This is a genomic window from Actinospineispora spinosispora DSM 44797 (assembly GCF_000429025.1).
GTDB lineage: Bacteria > Actinomycetota > Actinomycetes > Mycobacteriales > Pseudonocardiaceae > Pseudonocardia > Pseudonocardia spinosispora.
On record NZ_AUBB01000025.1, the window covers coordinates 61658 to 79878 of the forward strand.

At 67.7% G+C, this 18221-nt stretch carries 18 protein-coding genes; 8 read left to right on the top strand and 10 right to left on the bottom strand.

What is annotated here, in order from left to right; genetic code table 11:
• Positions 1-13: 13 nt before the first annotated feature.
• On the bottom strand, positions 14-601 hold the full coding sequence (locus G406_RS0111465) for a TetR/AcrR family transcriptional regulator (protein ID WP_028933950.1): 588 nt from the start codon (positions 599-601) through the stop codon (positions 14-16).
• An 87-nt stretch (positions 602-688) separates the two neighbouring features.
• On the opposite strand from G406_RS0111465, the gene G406_RS46215 reads away from it, so the two are divergent.
• On the top strand, positions 689-1579 hold the full coding sequence (locus G406_RS46215) for an SDR family NAD(P)-dependent oxidoreductase (RefSeq protein ID WP_037076116.1): 891 nt from the start codon (positions 689-691) through the stop codon (positions 1577-1579).
• Positions 1580-1611: 32 nt separating this feature from the next.
• Here the strand turns inward: G406_RS46215 and metF are convergent, their stop codons facing one another.
• Positions 1612-2478: a methylenetetrahydrofolate reductase [NAD(P)H] gene (gene metF / locus G406_RS46220; RefSeq protein ID WP_051341952.1), complete on the bottom strand. Its 867-nt coding sequence runs from the start codon at positions 2476-2478 to the stop codon at positions 1612-1614.
• Entirely contained in the window at positions 2469-4022 is a 1554-nt protein-coding gene (gene guaA, locus G406_RS0111480; RefSeq protein ID WP_028933951.1) for a glutamine-hydrolyzing GMP synthase, read from the bottom strand. Before guaA ends, metF begins: the two co-directional genes overlap by 10 nt.
• Before the next feature lie 704 nt (positions 4023-4726).
• On the opposite strand from guaA, the gene G406_RS46225 reads away from it, so the two are divergent.
• From G406_RS46225 to G406_RS53860, 5 genes are all read left to right on the top strand, one after another.
• Complete coding sequence (locus G406_RS46225) at positions 4727-6346, top strand: APC family permease (protein ID WP_051341953.1); 1620 nt, start codon at positions 4727-4729, stop codon at positions 6344-6346.
• A gap of 97 nt (positions 6347-6443) precedes the next feature.
• A complete protein-coding gene (locus tag G406_RS46230) occupies positions 6444-7325 on the top strand; it encodes a class I SAM-dependent methyltransferase (RefSeq protein WP_051341954.1) in 882 nt (293 codons plus the stop codon).
• A 40-nt stretch (positions 7326-7365) separates the two neighbouring features.
• Positions 7366-8235 (top strand): SMP-30/gluconolactonase/LRE family protein, encoded by an 870-nt coding sequence (locus G406_RS0111495; RefSeq protein ID WP_037076118.1) that lies wholly within the window; start codon positions 7366-7368, stop codon positions 8233-8235.
• 10 nt (positions 8236-8245) lie between these two features.
• Complete coding sequence (locus G406_RS0111500; protein ID WP_028933953.1) at positions 8246-8443, top strand: hypothetical protein; 198 nt, start codon at positions 8246-8248, stop codon at positions 8441-8443.
• A gap of 192 nt (positions 8444-8635) precedes the next feature.
• Positions 8636-9085, top strand: a complete 450-nt coding sequence (locus G406_RS53860) for a DoxX family protein (protein ID WP_051341955.1) — start codon at positions 8636-8638, stop codon at positions 9083-9085.
• On the opposite strand, the gene G406_RS0111510 is transcribed toward G406_RS53860, so the two are convergent.
• Positions 9070-10200, bottom strand: a complete 1131-nt coding sequence (locus G406_RS0111510) for an alkene reductase (protein WP_051341956.1) — start codon at positions 10198-10200, stop codon at positions 9070-9072. The genes G406_RS53860 and G406_RS0111510 overlap by 16 nt on opposite strands.
• A gap of 76 nt (positions 10201-10276) precedes the next feature.
• Here G406_RS0111510 and G406_RS0111515 point away from each other — a divergent pair, with 76 nt between their 5' ends.
• Positions 10277-11131, top strand: coding sequence for a sigma-70 family RNA polymerase sigma factor (locus tag G406_RS0111515; RefSeq protein ID WP_028933955.1), 855 nt, complete (start codon positions 10277-10279; stop codon positions 11129-11131).
• A gap of 1 nt (position 11132) precedes the next feature.
• Here G406_RS0111515 and G406_RS0111520 read toward each other — a convergent pair whose 3' ends face one another.
• The 3 genes from G406_RS0111520 to G406_RS0111530 all read right to left on the bottom strand — a co-directional run bounded on the left by G406_RS0111520 (position 11133) and on the right by G406_RS0111530 (position 13089).
• On the bottom strand, positions 11133-11624 hold the full coding sequence (locus G406_RS0111520; protein WP_028933956.1) for a beta-class carbonic anhydrase: 492 nt from the start codon (positions 11622-11624) through the stop codon (positions 11133-11135).
• A gap of 235 nt (positions 11625-11859) precedes the next feature.
• Entirely contained in the window at positions 11860-12330 is a 471-nt protein-coding gene (locus tag G406_RS0111525; RefSeq protein WP_028933957.1) for an NUDIX hydrolase, read from the bottom strand.
• A 12-nt stretch (positions 12331-12342) separates the two neighbouring features.
• Positions 12343-13089 carry an XRE family transcriptional regulator gene (locus tag G406_RS0111530; protein WP_028933958.1) on the bottom strand — a complete coding sequence of 249 codons (747 nt, stop codon included), beginning with the start codon at positions 13087-13089 and terminating at the stop codon, positions 12343-12345.
• Positions 13090-13702: 613 nt separating this feature from the next.
• On the opposite strand from G406_RS0111530, the gene G406_RS55575 reads away from it, so the two are divergent.
• The gene (locus tag G406_RS55575) at positions 13703-15076 is read left to right on the top strand and encodes a recombinase family protein (protein WP_211241115.1); all 1374 of its coding nucleotides are present in this window, start codon (positions 13703-13705) and stop codon (positions 15074-15076) included.
• Between the two features lie 651 nt (positions 15077-15727).
• On the opposite strand, the gene G406_RS46240 is transcribed toward G406_RS55575, so the two are convergent.
• The 3 genes from G406_RS46240 to G406_RS0111545 all read right to left on the bottom strand — a co-directional run bounded on the left by G406_RS46240 (position 15728) and on the right by G406_RS0111545 (position 18074).
• Positions 15728-16711, bottom strand: a complete 984-nt coding sequence (locus G406_RS46240) for an AAA family ATPase (RefSeq protein WP_051341957.1) — start codon at positions 16709-16711, stop codon at positions 15728-15730.
• Positions 16708-17703, bottom strand: coding sequence for a bifunctional DNA primase/polymerase (locus G406_RS0111540; RefSeq protein WP_051341958.1), 996 nt, complete (start codon positions 17701-17703; stop codon positions 16708-16710). Before G406_RS0111540 ends, G406_RS46240 begins: the two co-directional genes overlap by 4 nt.
• 92 nt (positions 17704-17795) lie before the next feature.
• A complete protein-coding gene (locus tag G406_RS0111545; protein ID WP_028933960.1) occupies positions 17796-18074 on the bottom strand; it encodes a hypothetical protein in 279 nt (92 codons plus the stop codon).
• Positions 18075-18221 lie beyond the last annotated feature (147 nt).

An 18221-nucleotide genomic window follows, 5' to 3' on the forward strand; every position in this document is an offset into this window, starting at 1 on the left:
GTCGGGGTTTCCGTCAGCGCGAGTCGGGGATTTCGTCAGGGGCGAGCAGTGCCTTGACCGCGTTGGCGACCAGGGTGCGGCGTTCGTCGTGGGTGCGCGCCGCGACCAGGTCGGCGAACTCCGGGGTCAGCGTGTTCCACATGGTCGACATGGCCAGGACCAGCATCAACAAGTCGGCGGCAGGCCAGCGGGACGGGATCGTGCCAGCCCGCTGCGCGGCTTCGATCGAGTCCACCTTGTGCTGGTTGCTCGCCACGATGGCGCGCAGCGGGGACTGGGTGCCGGCACGTTCGAGGCGATACCAGGTGGCGATCCGCAGCACCTCGGGCCGTTCCTGGTAGCCGTCGAACAGGCGCGCGGCGTACTCGGGCAGGTCGCCCGCGTCGATCGGGACCTCGCGGACCGTGCCCACCACCAGCTCGTGGAACACCGCGTCGAACAGCGCATCCTTGCTGCCGAAGTAGTGGTAGATCTGCGCCTTGTTGGACTTGGCCAGGTCCGCGATGCGGTCGACCCGCGCGCCGGCGATGCCGTACTCCGCGAACTCCCGGGCACCGGCCTCGATCAGGCGTTTCTTCGTGGCTTCGGCGTCACCGGGCATACTGAACCCTAGCTGACTAACCGTCTAGTTGACAAACGAGCGCTGCGAGCGTTCGCTTCAACTAACCGTTTAGATGAAGGAGTGGACATGAGTAGGGTCTTCCTGGTCACCGGCAGCTCACGCGGCCTCGGCCGATCCATCGCCGAGGCGGTGCTGGAGACGGGCCACCAGCTCGTCGCCACCGCACGCACCCCCGGGCAGCTCGACGACCTGGTGCGCACGTACGGCGACCAGGTCCGGGCTGTTGCGCTGGACGTGACCGACACGGCCGCCGCCGACCACGCGGTCCGCACCGCCGTCGACGAGTTCGGCAGGCTCGACGTACTGGTCAACAACGCCGGCTACGCCAACCTGGCCTCCGTCGAGGACATCACGGCCGAGGACTTCCGCGAGCAGATCGACACCAACCTGCTCGGCGTGGTCAACCTGACCAAGGCGGCGCTGCCGATCCTGCGCGAGCAAGGCTCGGGCCACATCGTCCAGGTGTCCTCGGTGGGCGGCCGGGGTCCCGCGCTCGGACTGTCGGCCTACCAGGCCGCGAAGTTCGCCGTCGGGGGCTTCTCCGAGGTGCTGAACCTGGAGGTCGCCCCGCTGGGCATCAAGGTCACCGTTCTCGAACCCGGCGGCATGCGCACCGACTGGGGTGGCTCGTCGATGTCGATCCCGCCGGTCAGCGAGCCGTACCGGGCGACCGTCGGCGCCTTCGCCGAGCACATCCGGACGATCAACGACGGCGCGGCGAGCGACCCCGCCAAGGTCGCGCAGGTGCTGCTGCGGATCGTCGAGATGAAAGACCCGCCACTACGCCTGCTGCTGGGCAGCGACGCGGTCGCCGTCGCCGGAGCGATCGAGGCGCAGCGCACCGCCTCGGACGCCGCCTGGCGCACCCTCAGCGGATCCACCGACCACGCCGACTGGACCCCCGCCCACCTCGCGGCGCTCCAAGAAATGCTCGCCAGCACCCGCAGACCCTCGTGAGTGTTGAGTATGGCTATAGCCATACTCAACACTCACGAGCCGTACAGGCGGCGGTGGATCTCCAGGACGGCATCGGCCTTGTTGAGCGCGTAGAAGTGGAAGCCCGGCACGCCGAACGCCAGCAGCTGCTGACACTGCTCGGTCGTGTAGTCGATGCCGAACCGCACCGCGGCCTCGTCGTCACCGACCAACGACTCGAGCTGCTCGTTCAGCGCGGACGGGATCCGGGCGCCGCACAGCTTCGCTATGCGCTGAATCTGCGCGGCCGACCGGATCGGCATCATGCCCGGCACGATGGGCACGTCGATGCCGATCCGGCGCGCGTCCTCCACGAACCGGTAGAAGTCGTTGTTGTCGAAGAACAGCTGCGTGATGACCGCGCACGCGCCCGCGTCGACCTTCGCCTTGAGGAACCGTAGGTCCGACTCACGGCTCTCTGCGCGCGGATGCACCTCCGGGAACCCGGCGACCGCGACCGAGAAATCCTTGATCGCCTCGGTGACCAGCTCGTGGGCGTAGGCGTAACCCTCCGGGTGCGGCGCCCACTCGGCGCCGGGCGCCGGGTCGCCGCCGAGCGCGATGATGTTGCGCACCCCGCCCTCCCGTAGTCGGTCCAGCACGCCCATGACCTCGGCGCGCGACTGGTCGACCACGGTCAGGTGGCACATCATGTCGATGCCGAACTCGCGCTCGATCCGGCAGACCAGCTCGACCGTCTTGTCCCGCGTCGACCCGCCCGCGCCGTAGGTCATCGAGCAGTACGCCGGGTTCAGCGTGGTCAGCCGCTTGATCTCCTGGAAGAGGTTCTCCTCGCCGCGCTCGGTCTTGGGCGGCCAGAACTCGATGGACAGCACCTGCCCCGGACGGGCATAGATGTCCGCGATCCGGTTCACTCCCATTCGATCGTTCCCGGCGGCTTGCTGGTCACGTCGAGGACAACGCGGTTGACCTCGGCGACCTCGTTGGTGATGCGGGTGGAGATGCGCTCCAGCACGTCGTATGGCAACCGCGTCCAGTCGGCGGTCATCGCGTCCTCCGAGCTGACCGGACGCAGCACCACCGGGTGGCCGTAGGTACGCCCGTCGCCCTGCACCCCGACGCTGCGGACGTCGGCGAGCAGCACCACCGGGCACTGCCAGATCGCCTTGTCCAAGCCGGCCGAGGTCAGCTCCTCGCGGGCGATCGCGTCCGCCGCGCGCAGCGTCTCCAGGCGGTCCTCGGTGACCTCACCGATGATCCGGATCCCCAGACCCGGACCCGGGAACGGCTGGCGACCGACGATCGTCTCGGGCAGCCCCAGCTCGGCGCCGACCTTGCGCACCTCGTCCTTGAACAGCGCGCGCAGCGGCTCGACCAGCGCGAACTCCAGGTCGTCCGGCAGCCCGCCGACGTTGTGGTGACTCTTGATGGTCGCCGTCCCGGTGCCGCCGCCGGACTCGACGACGTCCGGGTACAGCGTGCCCTGGACGAGGAACCCGACGTGCGCGTCCGCCGCCACCTCGGTGGTGGCGACCTCGAACACCCGGATGAACTCCCGGCCGATGATCTTGCGCTTCTGCTCCGGGTCGGTGACACCGGCGAGCGCGCCGAGGAACCGCTCCCGCGCGTCCACCGTGTGCAGCTTCGCCCCGGTCGCCGCGACGAAGTCCTGCTCGACCTGCTCCCGCTCACCGGTCCGCAGCAGACCGTGGTCGACGAAGACACAGGTCAGGCTGTCACCAATGGCGCGCTGCACGAGCGCGGCGGCCACCGCCGAGTCGACCCCACCGGACAGACCGCAGATCGCCCGCCCGTCGCCGACCTGCGCGCGGATCGCGTCCACCGTGTCGTTGATGATCGACGCCGTCGTCCAGGACGGCGCGATCCCGGCGATCTCGTGCAGGAACCGGCGCAGCACCTCCTGGCCGTGCGGCGAATGCCCCACCTCGGGGTGGTACTGCACCCCGGCGAGCCGCAGCTCGAGATTCTCGAACGCGGCCACCGCGACCCGCCCCGACGACGCCGTGACGGTGAACCCCGGCGGAGCCGCGACCACCGAGTCGCCGTGGCTCATCCACACCGGGTGCTTCTCCGGCAGCCCGTCGTGCAGCACACCGGTGTGCTCGGACGGCACGGACAGCTCGGTACGGCCGTACTCGCGGGTACCGTCGTGGGCGACCTCGCCACCCAGCGCCCTGGCCATCGCCTGGAAGCCGTAACACAACCCGAGAACCGGGATACCGGCCCGGAACAGCTCCGCGTCGACGGCCGGAGCACCGTCCGCGTACACGCTGGACGGACCACCGGACAGGATCACCGCGGCGGGCTTGCGCGCCACGATGTCGGCTACCGGTGTGTTCGAGGGCACGATCTCGGAGTACACCTGGGCTTCGCGGACTCTTCGGGCGATGAGCTGGGCGTATTGCGCCCCGAAGTCGACGACCAGGACGGTTGGCGGCTGCACTCCGTCATCCTAGGCGGGCCCTCGCGCGTCCAAGTTCCCGGTCGGGGCCCCTCATCGGCTTCGCCTCGAGGGGCCCGCGACCGGGAACTTACGGCGGCTACGCCGTCGCTTCGCTCCGGCTTCGCTGCCGTCGCTGACGCGCGGCCGACTGTTCACCTTCTGCTTCGCCCGTTGCGTTGTGTGCAGTGCTGCGCACTGAACCCCCTCCGGGGAGACTCGCGGAGCGCGACCTCGCAGACCGGGGCCGCCAGGCCGACTTTGCACATCTACGTGCTGCGTCGCACACGTCCGGACATGTGCGACGCAGCACGTAGGTGTGCAAAGTGCCCGCATGAAGGCGCGGCGCAGCCGTGGCCCTGTGGGCGCGCAGAACTCCCCCGTCCCCGCGATCCTGGCCCGCACTTGGCGTGGCCGCCCGCTGTCAACCCTGAAACCTCGCCCCCGAACTACGCGCAACCAGGAACCCGCGCGAGGCCGGCGCCAGCCGGGGGTTGATAGTGGGCGGCCACGCCAAGACACTGATCGGCCAGCGGGGACACACACTCCCGAGCCAGCGCGGCCACACTCCCCGAGCCAGCGCGGACATTCCCCTGCACCATCCGGATACTTTTCTCAGGCAAATCTCAGCCTTGAGGTCGCGTTTTAGGCGAAATGGGTCTCCACTACCCCGGACGAGTGTCACTCAATCGCCCAGGAGGTAGTCGGTGTCGGCAGACAACTCGCAGTCGGGGCTCGACGCCCCTGACCGGCCCGGCACCGGGTTCGAGCAGATGCACCGCAAGATCGGGTTCGGCGGGCTGCTGTTCGCCGCGATGGCATCCATGATCGGCTCCGGCTGGTTGTTCGGGCCGCTCAACGCCGCCAAGTACGCCGGGCCGCTGGCGATCGTGGCCTGGCCGCTCGCCGCCGTGCTGTTCGGGCTGCTGGCGCTGTGCTACTCCGAGCTGGGCGCGATGTTCCCGGTCTCCGGCGGTGTCGTCCGGTTCCCGCAGTACGCGTTCGGCCAGGTCGCGGGTGCGGTCGTGGGCTGGATCGTGTACGTCGGGGCGGTGACGTTCCCGGCCATCGAGGTCGAGGCCGCGCTGCAGTACGCCACCAACTACCTGCCGTGGCTGACCCACAAGGTCACCGAGGGCGACACGAGCGTCGTCGTGCTGACCGGCCCGGGCTTCGGTGTCGCGGCGCTGATGATGGTGCTGTTCACGATCATCAACCTGTACGGCGTGCAGGTGTTCGTCCGCGCCAACAACGCGATCATGGTGTTCAAGCTGTTCGTGATGTTCGCCGTGGCGGTCGCGTTCTTCGCCACCGCCTTCCACGTCGACCGGCTGACCGACTTCGGTGGGTTCGCTCCCGAAGGGGTGAGCGGTCTGCTGACCGCGATCGCCTCCGGTGGTGTGGCGTTCGCGTTCACCGGCTTCCAGCAGCCCGTCGCGGTCGCCGGTGAGGTGACCAACCCGGGCCGCAACGTGCCGCGCGCGATGATGTGGGGCCTGGCCATCACGTCGCTGCTGTACTGCCTGCTGGAGCTGGCCTTCCTGTGTGGACTGCCGACCGAGGCGCTCGCGCAGGGCTGGGCGAAGGTCGGGTTCGAGAACGACTTCGGCCCGCTCGCCGGTCTCGCCACCCTGCTCGGCCTCGGCTGGCTCGCCGCCCTGCTCTACATCGACGCCATCGTCTCCCCCGCCGACTGCGGCCTGAACTGGGCGATGATGAACTCCCGCATCTCCTACGGCATGGCGGAGAACGGCACCGCGCCCGCAGCGCTGGCCAGGCTGAGCCGCCGGGGAGTGCCGTGGATCGGCGTCCTGGTCGGCTCGGTCATCGGCCTGGTGCTGTTCCTGCCGTTCCCCGGCTGGCAGACGTTCGTGGGCTTCATCACCTCCGCGGCCGTGCTGTCCTACGGCACCGGACCGATCGCGCACGCCGCGCTGCGCCGTCAGCTGCCCGACCAGGACCGCCCGTTCCGGACCCTGGGTGGCGACCTGGTGCCGTTCCTCGCCTTCTACGCGGCCAACCTGATCGTCTTCTGGACCGGCTGGAACACCGTGGAGAAGCTGCTCATCGCGGCCGCGATCGGCATCGTCCTGTTCGTGGTCCAGCAGACCCGCGCCACTGAGCGGGCGGGCCGTGAGCAGTGGATCGCTGCTGGCTGGGTGCTTCCCTGGCTGGTCGGGCTCGGGGTCATCAGCTACTTCGGCACGTTCGACGGCGGCACGAAGGCGCTGTCGTTCGAATGGTCGTTCGTCGCGGTGCTCGTGCTCAGCGCCGTGGTCTACGCACTCGCCGTGCGCACTCGGTTGCCGCGCGCACTGGTCGGATGAGGAGCAGGTAACGCCCAGCATGTCGGCCCGGTGGCGAAAAGCTCACGATTCGACCGGCGCCGGGTGCCGGCCCGACGATCTGGGTAGCGTCACCGCCATGTCCGAACGTTCCGGTGATGACGCATGCGCTGATCCGTCAGCACCGAAGGTCCCGCTCACGCTCACCGGCGTGCCCGAGACGTTGCTGTGGAACCTGTACCACCGCTCGATCGCCGCCGCCGACCCCGACAACCCGTTCGAGGACCCGAAGGCGATCGAGCTCGTCGCGCGAATCGACTACCCGTTCGAGGAGTTCGTCACCGAGCACACCGACTACCTCGCCCGCTGGCACGCACTGCGGGTGCAGACGTTGGACGCGGAGATCCGCCGGTTCCTCACCGCCAACCCCGGCGGCACGGTCGTCGCGCTCGGCGAGGGCCTGGAGACGCAGTTCTGGCGGGTCGACGACGGGCAGGTCCGCTGGCTGAGCGTGGACGTGCCGGAAGCCATCGACGCGCGCGCGAAGCTCCTACCGGAAGGGCCCCGACAGGTCAGCGTGGACTGCTCGGCGATGCACGAACGCTGGATGGACGAGGCGGACACCGACCACGGCCTGCTGATCACCGCGCAGGGCCTGCTGATGTACCTGCCGCTGACCGAGGTCGAGGCGCTGGTGTCCCGGTGTGCCCGCCGGTTCCCCGGCGAGTCGTTCGTCTTCGACTCGGTGCCCGCCCGGATGGTGCATTCCCGGGAACGGCTCGGCGGCACGGGCAAGGGCGCCGGTTACCAGCCGCCGCCGTGGGTCTGGGGCATGCAGGCCTCGGTGCGCAGACGGCTCTCGGTGCTGCCCGGGGTGTCCGAACTGCGCGAGGTACCGCAGGTCAAGGGCCACGGTCTGGTGTTCGGGATGCTGCTGCCGACGCTGCGCCGGGTGCCGTGGCTCGCCGAGCTGATGCCCACGTTCCCGGTGCTGCGTACCCAGTTCGCCTCACGCACGTAGTGAACCTGCGGTGCTCGCCGGGCCGTGCCATGCTGCGGGAATGACGACTGTGCGCACCGTCGCGGACGGCTTCAGCTTCCTGGAAGGCCCACGCTGGCACGACGGCCGGCTGTGGGCATCGGACTTCTACACCCGCCGCGTCGTCGCCATCGACGAGTCCGGCACGGTCGAGACGATCGCCGAGGTGCCACAGCAACCGTCCGGGTTGGGCTGGCTGCCGGACGGACGGCTGCTCGTCGTGTCGATGCGCGACCACAGGCTCCTGCGCCAGGAGAGCGACGGTTCGCTCGTCGAGCACGCCGACCTGTCCGGGCTGACCGACTTCCACCTCAACGACATGCTGGTCGACGGCACCGGACGCGCCTACATCGGCGATTTCGGGTTCGACCTGATGTCCGGCGCCGCGATGCGGCCGGGCCGGGTCAGCGTCGTCGGCCTCGACGGTTCGGCTCGGGTGGCCGCGCCCGACATGGAGTTCCCGAACGGCATGGCGCTGGTGGACGGCGGCGCGACGCTCGTGGCGGCCGAGACGTTCGGCAACCGGCTCACCGCGTTCACCCTCGGCTCGGACGGCGAGCTGACCGACCGCAGGGTCTGGGCGAGCTTCGGACCGGAGCCGACCAGCACCGACGTCCACGAGGCGATGGCCGCGCTGGCCGTCGCCCCGGACGGCATCTGCGCGGGGGCCGACAACACGATCTGGGTCGCCGACGCCGTGGGTCGTCGAGCGATCCAGGTCGCCGAAGGCGGCGAGATCGTGGCCGAGGTGTCCAGCGGCGACCTGCACGTCTTCGCCTGCGCGCTGGGCGGCGCGAACGGGAACACCCTGTTCCTGTGCGCGGCGCCGTCGTTCGCCGAGCACGAACGCAAGGACACCCGCGAAGCCGTCGTGCTGGCCGCCGAGGTCTAGCGTTGCCTGGGTGAGCTTCCGCCCTCGCCCAGGTCTGTTCGCCATCACCCCGGTGCTGGCGTTGATCGCGATCACCACGCTGCTCGTCTCCCAGGGCTGGCCCGCCTACTCCTGGTGGGTCGTGTTGATCCTCGCCGGGTTCGCGGTCGCCTCGATCCGGGTCGAGTACCTCCGCTGGCAGCAGTGGAAGAACGACGAGCACCTCTGACCCGGCACCGGCCCGACCCCCGCGAGTCGGTCGTCTCAGCACACCGAGTCGGGGGTGTCAGCACACCTCGATGTGCCCAGATGCCCGACTCGCTGTGCTGACGGGCCCGACTCGCGGAAGCCACCTGGGACACGGTTCGATAACGTGACGGGCTTAGGGCATCCTTTGTCGCCCGCCGCGGTTAGTAGTGGCATGGCTACTTCCTCAGCTTTCTCAGCGAAGTTCTTCGAGAACCGGGTCACCGGGCGCGCCGCGATCGCCAACGTCGTCGCCCGGGTACTCGCCGGACTCGCGTTCCTCCCCGCTGGCGGCATGAAGTTCCTCGACCTCGACGCGACCGCGCAGGGTCTCGTTCCGCTCGGGTTACCCGCGTGGCCGGTCCTGGCGTTGCTCCTCGGGCTCGTCGAGGTCGTCGGCGGACTGATGCTGCTCGCCGGCCTCGGGACCCGCCTGGCCGCGTTGGGCCTGTTCATCGCCATGATCGGCGCCAACATCGAGAACGCGATGGTGATGCCGGCCGCGCTGCCGGTGACGCTGCTCCTGCTGGTCCTCACCGGCTACCTGCTGTGGGCGGGCCCCGGCCCGTACGCGGTGGACAACAAGCTCGCGGCCCGCGCCCAGCCCGTTCAGGGCGCCGCGTAGATCGGGTAGGTGACCAGTCCCTCGCGGCCGCCCGTGTAGTGGGTCGACGGATCGCTGGTCGCCAGGGACTGGTCCAGCGCGAAGCGGGTGACCAGGTCGGGGTTGGCGATGAACGGTCTGGCGAAGGAGACCGCGTCGGCGACCCCGGACTCGATCACCTCGATGGCGCTGTCCCGGTCGAAGCCGTGGTTCGCGATGAGCGCTCCGCGCAGCAACGCGCGGTACCGGGCGAACGCCCCGAGGTCCGGCGCCCCGCTCGGGGCGGGACCTCGCAGGTGGAGAAAGCCCAGGCCCCGCTCGTCGAGCTGGGCGACCAGCTCGTCGTAGCCCGCGAGGGTGCGTTCGTCGGCGACGTACGGGTAGCCGGCACGCTGCTGGTCGGCCACCGGCCGGTCGCGGCTGCTCCAGAACGGTGAGATCCGCACACCCACCCGGCCCGCGCCCCACACGGCCGCGACCTCGTCGAACACCTCCAGTGCGAACCGGCCGCGCCGCTCGCCGTAGACGTCCGTGCGCTGGTTCAGCCGGGGGTTGAGGAACTGCGCGATCAGGTACGTGCCGCCCGCCGCGATCTCGACACCGTCGAAACCGGCGCGTTGCGCCTGCTCGGCCGCCGTCCGGTAGTCGGCCACCGCGCACCGGATGTCCGCGCGGGTCATCGCCTCGGGTGTGACGGTCGGCTTGGGACCGGTCGGTGTGTAGGACGTCTCGCCGGGGTTGACGGCGGACGGTCCGCGCGGCACCCGCCCGCCGAGGTGGTCGGGGTGCGAGTTGGCGCCCGCGTGCCAGAGCTGCGCCACGATGCGGCCGCCCAACGCGTGCACCACATCGGTGACCTCGCGCCAGGCGACGACCTGCGCGTCGCTGTAGAGACCGGGCACGTTGCTGAACCCGACCGCCCGTTCGCTCACCCACACGCTCTCGGACACGATCAGGCCCGCGCTCGCCCGCTGCGCGTAGTACGCCGCGTGCAGCTCGGTCGGCGTCCGCTCGGGATTCGTCGCGCGCGCCCGGGTCAGCGGCGCCATCACCACCCGGTTCGGCAGCCGCAGGTCGCCGAGACCGACCGGTCTCAGCAACGGTGCGGGCCCCTGTTGGCCGTTGTGTCGGATCATGGAATCGTCTCCGTTGCTCACGTCGTCCTTCCTCGGTGTCACCCAGCAGACGGACGGTGACGAGAAAAGGTGACCGATGAACCAGCACGACGATCTGACCAGGAGATTCGAGAGTCATCGCGGTCAGCTGCGCGCTACCGCGTACCGCATGCTCGGCTCGGGCGCCGAGGCGGACGACATCGTCCAGGAGGCGTGGCTGCGGCTGGAACGAACCGACGTCAGCGGTGTCGAGAACCTCGAGGCGTGGTTGCGGACGGTCCTGTCGCGCCTGTGCCTGGACGCGCTGCGGACCCGGGGTTCGCGCCGCGAGGAGCCGCTGGAGCAGCATGCCGCGCCGCCGACCGGCGAGGACGGCCCGGAGCACGAAGCGGTTCTGATCGACTCCGTGGGCCGCGCGATGCTCGTGGTGCTCGACCGGCTGGCTCCCGCCGAACGGGTCGCGTTCGTGCTGCACGACCTGTTCGCCGTCCCGTTCGACGAGATCGCGCCGATCGTCGACCGCACCCCGGTCGCCGCGAAGAAGCTCGCCAGCCGCGCCCGCGCCAGGGTGCGCGGCACCTCCGACGTGCCGGACCCGGCGCGGACGGCCGAGCGGAAGGTCGTCGAGGCCTTCCTCGCGGCGGCCCGCGACGGCGACCTCGACGCCCTGCTCACCGTGCTGGCCCCGAACGTCGTCCGCCGGATCGCTCAGCCGGGCCGGGAGTCGGTGATCGAGGGAGCCGACGCCGTGTCCCGCGAGACGATGGTGCTCGGCCGGGGCGCACGGTTCGCCGAGACCGCGCTGGTCAACGGGTCCGTGGGCATCCTCGTGGCACCCGGCGGACGGCTCGCCGTGGTGCTGGCGGTGACGGTGCTCGGCGACCGGGTCGCCGAGTACACCGTCATCACCGACCCCGCGCGGCTGCGCGAGCTCGACCTGGTGCTGTTGTAGCTCAGGCCCCGACCTCGTCGAGCTTGCCGGTGGCCACGTCGAAGACGAACCCGCGCACCGAGTCCTTGTGCGGCACGAACGGGCTGGCCTTGATGCGCGCGATGGACTGACGTACGTCGGTGTCGAGGTCGGCGAACGCTTCGGCGGACCAGGCGGGCTTGATGCCGGTGTCGTCCTGGATGGACTGCTTGAAACCGTCGTCGGTGAAGGTCAGCATGCCGCAGTCGGTGTGGTGGATCAGGATGATCTCGGTGGTGCCGAGCAGCCGCTGGCTGATGGCGAGCGACCGGATCTCGTCGTCGGTGACCACACCGCCCGCGTTGCGGATGACGTGCGCCTCACCCTCCTGGAGGCCGAGGATGCCGTAGACGTTCAGCCGCGCGTCCATGCAGGCCACCACGGCGACCTGCTTGGCGGGCGGCAACGGCAGCGGACCGGTGAAGTTACTGGCGTACTCGGCGTTGTTGGCGAGCAGCTCATCGGTAGTGGACATACACGTCTCCCATGGATTTAGTCAGGTTTAGGGCGTCGAGCGGCGGCGAACGCTCAGCGCGGACACAGCTCGTCGAAGGCCACGGAGCGACGGCTCGGCCAGAAGAACTCCAGCAGCCGTGCGGGGCACATGCGCGTCACGCCATAAGTAGACGCACCGCGCACGCGCGACCCGCAACCCCGCACCCGCAAAGTCAACCCCGACGGGCTAACCGCACGCTTCTCATGCAGCCGGATCAGGTGTAGAAGGGATCGGCCCGTTCGGAAAGCCCGTGGTCGATGCGGAGCCGAATCGACGGATGAACTCGCAGGTCGCCCAGCTCATCCGGCGCGATCCAACGGACCTCGCTCGACTCGTCGCTGGTCCGGAGTTGGCCCGCCACCGGCCTCGCACGAAAACAGATCGAAAACTCCTGCCGGACCTCGCCATCGGTGAAGCCGATGACGTGCCGAGGATTCGAGTAGATGCCGATCAGTCCGGTGACCTCGATCGTCATCCCGGTCTCCTCGACAGTCTCCCGAATCGCCGTCTCGGTCATCGTCTCGCCGAGCTCGTGCCGCCCTCCCGGTAAAGCGTGCAACCCGTTGTCAGTGCGTCGAATCATCAGCAACCCGCCGGATTGATCTCGAACGAACGCGCTCGCCGCGATGACGATGCTCGTCGGCATAGGCGCGTCCGGGTCGTCGAAGTAGTCGATGCGAGCCATCCGCCAATCAGATCACCAGCTGGCAGGGCGCGACAATCTCCACACGTCGGTGAAGCTCTTGACGTACGTGCCGTACAAGTCTCCCGCGCCGAGCTTGCGCAGGTGAAGCGCCGGGGCGTGCGCGCCGGGCACCCCGTAGACATGGTTGTTGACGATCAGTTCCTCGTCGAATCGGAAGATCGAGTTGTACAGCGTCGTGGCGTGGAAACGGAACTCGATTCCCGGTGTTCCGAGCAGCGGAGAATAAGGCACGAGCCCGTATCTGATGCGGGACGCGAGTACCTCCTCACCCAGCTGCTCCTCATCACCTCGAAGCCGCACGGCATCCGAATCCGGGTCGCCGAACACAATACGAACGGTCACGCCGTCGGCCGCCTTGGCGGCTAGCGTGCGGACGAAGTCAGGGCGCTCGACCAGGAAGAGACCGGCATGAACAAGGATGTCGATCCGGTCGACCGCGGCGGCGAGCAAGCGGTTCCATAGATCCACCGGGATCGCATTACGGTGCGGATAGACACCCACGATCTCCGAGGCCGCGATTCTCGTCTGGCGCTCAGCAGAGACCGCGGCCGGCCACAGATAGTTCTCGGCTAGGCCGAGTAGCACCGAGACCGCGCGCCGATGGCGCGCGTACGGCGTTCGCCCTTCCTGCGTTATCCAACGCTCGACCGACTTCCGGTCGACTCCGATCCGCTCGGCAACCTGCTCCGATGTAAGGCCGGCCTGTAGCAACGCGTCGAGCAGCCGCTCATTGGCCACGAGCCCTCCAGCAACTTGAGTCGGGACATCTACAGCGTCCCGAAGACGTCCCAAGTTGTCCAGTGCTGAGGTGTGGTCGTCCCAGCGGTTCGCCGAAAGTGATCACGGTGAACGCACAGCAGGCCGGCGCGGCGAAAGGCCGAGTTCATACCTTCCGAATGAGTTGCGCGGTGGATCACTTGGAGCACTCCGTCAGCGAGAACAATGTCGTTGCCGGCATGGCTCACGGCGTATACACCGCAGTCTGCGGACACCCCGTGCATGCCCTCCCGATGATCTGCCCGCCTGGACGCCGTTGCCCAGACTGCCGCGACAAGTTCACGACGAGCACGACTTCAGAACGGTGGTGGCACAGCGCAGCACGCTGGACTCATTCGACCTGGACCGGAAGGTGGGTGGTCCGCGGAACGCCTATCCACTCGGCCTCATGGCCCGCAACTCGGACCAACAGCTCGTGACAGTCGCATGTGGGCACTGTCGATAGCAACCATAGCGCTCGGAGTGATCAGGCTGGCGGAACTGCTCTACCGGTTGCGCGGACCTGACCATGCGAAACGCTGCCAGGTCAGACGTTGAACCTGAACTCCACCCAGTTACGGTACAGTCCAACGTCATGAGCATGACCCGTCGTGCCGCCCTGTACCTGCGCATCAGTCTGGACGCCACCGGCGAGATGCTGGCCGTCGACCGTCAGCGTGAGGACTGTCTACGCATCTGCGGTGAGCGAGGATGGACGATCGTCGGCGAGTTCGTCGACAACAGCGTAAGCGCCAGCGATGCCCGCAAAAAGCGACCAGGTTACGACGCGCTGATCAGCGCGTACGACGCCGGTGAGTTCAATGCACTGGCTTGCTACGACCTCGACCGGCTTACTCGCCAACCTCGTCAACTAGAGGACTGGATTGACCGAGCTAGAACCGGCGGACTGGTGATCGTTACCGCTAACGGAGAGGCAGACCTGTCTACCGATGGCGGGATGCTGTTCGCTCGAATCAAACTCGCCGTTGCTCGTGGCGAGGTAGATCGTAAAAGTGCGCGACAGAAACGCGCCCTACAGCAACGCGCAGACCTAGGGCGCCCGCCCCTCGGCGTGAGACTTACTGGCTACACGACAGCAGGCGAGATCGTCGACTCGGAAGCTAGGACCATCAAGCGCATCTTTCGTGAATTTGCGAACGGTGAATCCCTCAAAGGGATTGCAGCCCAACTTGAGACCGAAGGGCAAAGCACACGAAGAGGAGGCCGTTGGAACTCCTCCTCGATCTCCTCTATCCTGCGCAACCCTCGATATGCCGGTTACGCCATATATCGGGGAGAGGTTACGGGCAAGCCCGGAGAATGGGAGCCTCTCGTTTCGCACGATCAGTTCGCGCTAGTTCAGGCTAGACTCAAAGACCCACGCCGGAAGACGAACAAGGTCGGAACACATCGCCGCCACCTTGGCAGCGGATTGTTCTTATGCGGCCCGTGCCTCGCGCGAATTACTTCCTGGTCCGGCGACCGCTACCGGTGTCCGAGTGGCTGCCTAACTCGTTCCCGCGATCCGATAGATGACTACGTCACCACAGTGCTCACGACACGCCTTCAACAGCCGGACGTGGTCAGTCGAATGCGCCGGACACCAGGAGAATCGGCTGCGCCGCTGGAGGCTGAGGCGGCCGCGCTGCGCCAGAGATTAGAACGAATAGAGAACGACTACGACGCCGGACTAATCGATGGTAGACGCTACTCCGTCGCCACCGAGAAAGTACGGACCGATCTTCATGGCATCGAGCAGAGGCTTGCTGCGATCAGCGGACTAGCGCCCGTCGTGGAGCTTCTCGGGCAGGCTGACCCTGCAGCGGCGTTCGAGAACTTGGGACTCATGGCCAAGCGAGCGATCCTAGAAACCGTCATGACTGTCACCCTTCAGCGGGGCAAACACGGCAGCCGCTCGTTCGACCCAAGAACGGTCAATATCTCATGGAACGGCCCGCATTCAGATTAAGTAGGCGAGGATATATAAACAGAGAAGGCCGCTCCCCAGACATGAGGGAGCGGCCTTCTCTGTTAAGCGGCTTCGTCAGTAAAGTAGCGTGCGCCCCGCTCGGAAGTCATCGACTGAGCAGTTCTCCGAGTGTTCTTTGGCGCATGCTCGAATTGAGGACCCATGATAGCTGCCAGCTTGCCAAGCTGTTCCTCGGTCAACGGCGGGGCGGCGGCTACCAGTGCAGTGACGTATTCAGCAAGGTCGACGGCGACCGATCGACGCTTCTGGCATGGCGAACCCATGTTGGCTGGTCTCCCTGATGGTGTTGCCGTGAAGTACTTGCCGTCAGGTCCATGAATGCCGTCTCCTCCCGATGTGGCGTTCAGTGATGCTGTCACCGGCGCTGTCACCGTTTCCGGGACTGTTTGCGCAGGTCAGAAGACTGGAGTGACAGAGTGACAGCGGTGACACCAGTAGGGGTGTCACCGCTTTAGCCGACTGTCGGCTAGCCGTCTTTCGCAGGTGATTCCAGAGTTAAAGACGGCGTTGCCACCGAGCCGTCACCGGCGCTGTCACCGTTCCCAGGGTTGTTTGCGCAGGTCAACAAGCTGGAGTGACAGAGTGACAGCAGTGACACCAGTAGGGGTGTCACCGCTGTCACCAGTTTTGTCACTGCGGTCGGTTGGGGTAGTAGGCGCCGCCTTTCGCGTGTAGTTGTCCGTCGTCGGCCATGCGTTTGCAGGTTTGTCGGGCGCTGTCTCGGCTGATTTTGAGTGCTTCGGCGATGTCGGCTGGTTTGGAGCCGGGGTAGTCGCGTATGTAGCGCGCGATCATCGCTCGGCCGTCGGTGAGTAGTTGTTCTTCGACTGGTCCGTCCATGAGTGACCATGCGCCGATGGCGGGGTCGAAGCTGAGTGCGTAGTCGGTTTCTTCGACGTCGCGGCCGGTGACGTGTAGGACGCCGTCTGCTTGTGCGCGTGAGCGTTCGAGAACGAGAACGGCATCGGCGGCACCGGCGAGTCCGTTGGTCCCGGATACGGTGGCGAGGAAGTCTTCGGAAGATGCTTTCCTGACGTGGTGCACGAGCACGATCGGTATGGCGTAGGTGTCGGCGAGTCGTTTGATCCCGCCGATTGCGGCGTAGTCGGCTTCATACGCTGAACTCGCGCCGACGGGCGGCCTACCGCGCACCTTGGTGAGCACGTCGATGACCACGAGGCGGGCGCCGATGTTCTCGTCCAGCCATCCGGCGATGTACTCGTCTCCTCCTTCTGGGATGGGTGGACAGTAGGTGTCGAGGGTCAGTTCCGCCGATGCGTTGGTTCCGGCGAGGACTTTGCGCATACGGTTCTGCAGTCGGCGTGGTGTGTCTTCCAACGCCAGGTACAGAACGGGCCCTTGCTGCACCGGCAGTGATCCCAGCGCGGGTGTTCCGGCCGCGATGGACACGCCGAGGTTGAGTGATAGCCACGACTTGCCGACCTTCGGCGGGCCGACCAGCAGTGAGACGCCTTCGGCGACGATTCCGGGCACTGCCCATGTCGGATCCGGGAATTCGACGGCCATCAGCTCGTTGGCCCGCCATGCTGTCCGGGGTCTTCCTTCGGGGTGGTCGGGAACGGCGCTCAGCGTGCGTTCTAGCTGGACGCTCACGCCGCCACCTGCCTCGGTCGGTTGGCCCCTGCTCGGATACCGGATGCGATGGTTCGACGGGCCTCACGGTCGCTGTAGGCGCCCAGAGCGATGTGCCTGGCGGCCGCCGAGACGAGCGCGGCGGTGACCTCGGCCTCGGTCAGGCCGCCACCGGCGACTAGCTGGCCGAGAGCGAGTGCGGCGGCGTAGAGGGTGGCGTTGCGCTGGTCTGTCGGCGCCGAGATGACTTTCTTGCTCTCGCCGTGGATGGCCGCGTCGAGGTAGGCGTCCCGGCGGCCTTTGGTGGTTCGGATGGGTGCGGTCGGTGCGGGTGGCGGTGGCTGCGGGGTGAGGTGCTCAACCAGCCAGTCTGGCAGCTGGGCAGGGTCGCGGTCGGCGAGCACTTGGTAGGTGCCGGTCTCGGTGACTGAGCCCGGGGCGACGACGTAGCCGCCGTGTGCGCGGGTGTCGATTTTCCAGCCCAGCCCCCGGCCTCGGTCTCCGCCGGTGTTGCGCAGCGCCACCCCGTCTGGCGCCGTCCAGTACAGGTGCAGGCCGCCGGACGGGGTGATGGTGGTGAACGTGTCGGCCGGGTAGGGCTGTCCCGCTTGCTCGGCGACGACGGCCAGGACGTCCTGTCCGTCGTGCACCCCGGGCTCGTTCCAGGGTGCGGGCACGGTGTCCCCGGGTTTGGCGGTGTCCAGGTCGATCACCACCAGTCCGGAGGGTCCGGTGGCGATGCCGATGTTGAACGGGTGGCGCCCGGACCAGGCGGAGCGGATGCGGTCCGGGTCGGTGGTGGCGCGCTGCTCCCACCCGAGATGACGCTGCTCGCAGGCGCCGGTTCGGGGGCAGCGGTCGTAGCCGTGCAGAGCGGGTTGCTTGGAGCCGGGGCGCAGCGGGAACACGTGCCAGCCCCGCCCGGCGGCGGCCAACGCGTGTTCCAGCAGCTGTTCACCGGTAGCGGTACCGGTGGGGTCGGTGACTCGGGTGATGTGGCTGGTGGGGGTCATGATTGGCCGTCCTCCGCGCGTTTCGGGTCGGGTAGCACCACGCCCGGCCCCCTGGTGACGGGGCCGGGCGTGCTGTAGGGGTGGTTGGCTGGTTAGGCGACGGCTCTGTCGCCGGGGTTGAGGCTGATCAGGGGGCGTTGGCTTGTGGGCTTGACCGTGCATGCCACGGTGGGGTCCTGGCGCCGGTAGAACGCGCAGGTCTGTTCGCCCTCGGCGGGGTTGTCGTCGTAGACCACGACGTCGCGCCCGTCAGCGAGTACCTGCCTCGGGTTAGTGCTGGGGGTGAGTGAGACGGCGGCGGCGACGAGTGCGGCGAGCGCGATCGTGGCCGTATGTCTGGTGCGCGGTGTGGGCATGGTGATGCCGAGCATGGAGACTCCTATTACTGTGAGTGACAGATTTTGGGTAGGGGGTGCCGTCCGGCGGCCGGGTCGTGGTGGCCGTCGGCGAGTTAGATCGGTAGTTAGATCGGGCCGGGCGAGTTAGATTTCTAACTTTCGGCTCGTAACCCCTGATCA

Coding starts and splice junctions, on each gene's coding strand:
- G406_RS0111465 (WP_028933950.1), bottom strand. CDS start 601: ATGCCCGGTGACGCCGAAGCCACGAAGAAACGCCTGATCGAGGCCGGT.
- G406_RS46215 (WP_037076116.1), top strand. CDS start 689: ATGAGTAGGGTCTTCCTGGTCACCGGCAGCTCACGCGGCCTCGGCCGA.
- metF (WP_051341952.1), bottom strand. CDS start 2,478: ATGGGAGTGAACCGGATCGCGGACATCTATGCCCGTCCGGGGCAGGTG.
- G406_RS46230 (WP_051341954.1), top strand. CDS start 6,444: ATGTCCGAACGTTCCGGTGATGACGCATGCGCTGATCCGTCAGCACCG.
- G406_RS0111495 (WP_037076118.1), top strand. CDS start 7,366: ATGACGACTGTGCGCACCGTCGCGGACGGCTTCAGCTTCCTGGAAGGC.
- G406_RS53860 (WP_051341955.1), top strand. CDS start 8,636: ATGGCTACTTCCTCAGCTTTCTCAGCGAAGTTCTTCGAGAACCGGGTC.
- G406_RS0111510 (WP_051341956.1), bottom strand. CDS start 10,200: ATGATCCGACACAACGGCCAACAGGGGCCCGCACCGTTGCTGAGACCG.
- G406_RS0111515 (WP_028933955.1), top strand. CDS start 10,277: ATGAACCAGCACGACGATCTGACCAGGAGATTCGAGAGTCATCGCGGT.
- G406_RS0111520 (WP_028933956.1), bottom strand. CDS start 11,624: ATGTCCACTACCGATGAGCTGCTCGCCAACAACGCCGAGTACGCCAGT.
- G406_RS0111525 (WP_028933957.1), bottom strand. CDS start 12,330: ATGGCTCGCATCGACTACTTCGACGACCCGGACGCGCCTATGCCGACG.
- G406_RS55575 (WP_211241115.1), top strand. CDS start 13,703: ATGAGCATGACCCGTCGTGCCGCCCTGTACCTGCGCATCAGTCTGGAC.
- G406_RS0111540 (WP_051341958.1), bottom strand. CDS start 17,703: ATGACCCCCACCAGCCACATCACCCGAGTCACCGACCCCACCGGTACC.
- G406_RS0111545 (WP_028933960.1), bottom strand. CDS start 18,074: ATGCTCGGCATCACCATGCCCACACCGCGCACCAGACATACGGCCACG.